Below are 2409 nucleotides of genomic sequence, written 5' to 3' on the forward strand. Positions count from 1 at the left end.
GTTCGGGTGGGGCCGGCCGAGCACCAGGTCGTCCCGGTGGTGCCCGCCGCCTGCCTCTTCGACCTGGGGCGCGGCGGCGAGTGGCGGGCCCGCCCGGACGCGGCCCTCGGCAGAGCCGCCGCCGAGAGCGCCGGCCGCGGTGGTGACGAGCGGCGTGAGGGGAACGTCGGCGCGGGCACCGGTGCGGTCGTCGGCGGACTGAAGGGAGGTGTGGCAGGCGCCTCGACGGTACTGGCGTCCGGGGTGACGGTGGCGGCCATCGCCGCGGTGAACGCCGTCGGCTCGGTGCTCGCCCCGGACACGGGCGCCCTGTACGGGGAGTTGTACGGGGCGGGCAGGCCGCTGCTGCCGTCGGCGGAACGGCACGAGCGGGCGCTCCACCGGCTGGCCCAGGCGCGGGAGACGTCCGGCCCTCCTCCGTTGAACACGACGCTCGCCGTGGTGGCGACGGACGCCTCGCTCGGCAAGGCGCAGGCACAGAAGATGGCCGGCACCGCGCACGACGGGCTGGCCAGAGCGGTCAGTCCGGTGCACCTGCTGCACGACGGCGACACCGTGTTCGCGATGGCCACCGGCACCCGGCCGGTGACCGGAGACCTCCCCGGAGGCGGGGAAAGCCGCCGGGAAGCGGCCGAGATGAACGCGCTGAACCAGGTGTACGCCGCCGGGGCGGACGTGCTGACCCGCGCGGTGGTCAAGGCGGTGCTCGCGGCTGAGACGGTGAACGGCCCCGGCGGTCACTTCCCCAGCTACCGCGACCTGTACGACCGCAGGTGAGGCGGGCGCGACCGCCGGCTGGCCGAGGGGTCCGCCGGCGACAGCGGCGCCTGGGAGAGAGGGCGTCCGGCGACGGCGGCCGGCGTGCGGATCGCCCGGCCTCCCCTGGCGGGCAGGCCGGGCGATCCGGCGGTGGCCGTCGTCAGCTCGCCGTGACGCCGACGCCGACCTGGCCGCGCTCGGCGGGCACCGACCCGGCCGCGGCCGTCGCGTCCGGCCGTCGCGCGCTCTTCAGGGCGACCACCAGCCCCGTGGTGACGAGAGTGCCGGCTGCGATGGCGACCAGGTAGAGCAGCGGCCCGCCGATCAGCGGCACCACAAAGGCACCGCCGTGCGGGGCACGGAGGGTCGAGCCGAACGCCATGCTCAGCGCGCCCGTCACGGCACCGCCCGCCATGGCCGACGGGATGACCCGCAGCGGGTCCGCCGCGGCGAACGGGATCGCTCCCTCGGTGATGAAGGAGGCACCGAGCACCCACGCGGCCTTGCCGTTCTCCCGCTCGGCGGGCGTGAAAAGGCGAGCGCGCACCACGGTGGCGAGCGCCATGGCCAGCGGCGGCACCATGCCGGCGGCCATGACCGCCGCCATGACCTTCAGCGCGCCCTCGCTCGGAGCGGCCACGGCGATGCCGCCGGTCGCGAAGGCGTAGGCGACCTTGTTGACCGGGCCTCCCAGGTCAGTGCACATCATCAGGCCGAGCAGCGCGCCGAGCAGGACGGCGTTGGCGCCGCTGAGGCCGGCGAGCCAGTCGGTGAGGCCGCTCTGGGCCGCGGCGATCGGCTTGCCGACCACCACGAACATCAGCAGGCCGACCACCGCGGAGGCCACCAGCGGAATGACCACCACCGGCATCACGCCGCGCAGCACGTCGGGTATGCGCACCCGTTGGATCAGTCGGACAACCGAACCGGCCAGCAGACCGGCGGCCAGGCCGCCGAGGAAGCCCGCCTCGACGGACAGGGCGATGGCGCCTCCGACAAACCCGGGTGCCAGGCCTGGTCTGTCGGCCATCCCGTAGGCGATGTAGCCGGCGAGCACGGGCACGAGGAACCCGAACGCGGCCACGCCGATCTGGAAGAAGAGCGCCGCCCAGCTGGTCTTCTCCAGCCAGCTGAAGCTGTCGATCACCGAGGGCGCGTCGGTGATCCCGTAGCCGCCGAGTGCGAAGGAGAGCGCGATGAGGAGCCCACCGGCGGCGACGAACGGGATCATGTGGCTGATGCCCGTCATCAGGTACCGGCGCAGACGGCTGCCGAAGCCCTCCCCCGCGGTGCTGCCGGCGTCCATCGGCACGGCACCGGTGGACGGTTCCGTGGTCTCGCCGCGTTCGGCCTTGCGCCGTACTTCGTCCAACAGCTCGTCCGGGCGGTTGATGGCGGCCTTGACCCCGACGTCCACGGTCGGCTTGCCGCCGAACCGCGCCCGGTCCCGTACCTCCACGTCGTGGGCGAGGATCACGCCGTCGGCGTTGTTGATCACCTCGGGGTCGAGGCGTCGGAAACCGGCCGAGCCCTGCGTCTCGACGTCGAGTCGGATGCCGGCGCGGGCGGCGGCGTTCTCCAGCGCCTCCGCCGCCATGTACGTGTGGGCGATCCCCGTGGGACAGGAGGTGACGGCGACGACCCGGAAGG

The 2409-nt window shown here is 74.1% G+C and carries 2 protein-coding genes; one reads left to right on the forward strand and one right to left on the reverse strand.

Annotated features, from left to right (window positions below; translation table 11 throughout):
• The coding region (locus GL263_RS25110; protein ID WP_182858032.1) for a P1 family peptidase at positions 1 to 777 on the forward strand (777 nt) is incomplete at its 5' end.
• Between the two features lie 142 nt (positions 778 to 919).
• Here the strand turns inward: GL263_RS25110 and GL263_RS25115 are convergent.
• A partial coding sequence (locus GL263_RS25115) for a PTS fructose transporter subunit IIC (protein WP_182858033.1) occupies positions 920 to 2409 on the reverse strand: 1490 nt, incomplete at its 5' end.

The organism is Streptomyces durbertensis (assembly GCF_014156695.1).
Lineage (GTDB): Bacteria > Actinomycetota > Actinomycetes > Streptomycetales > Streptomycetaceae > Streptomyces > Streptomyces durbertensis.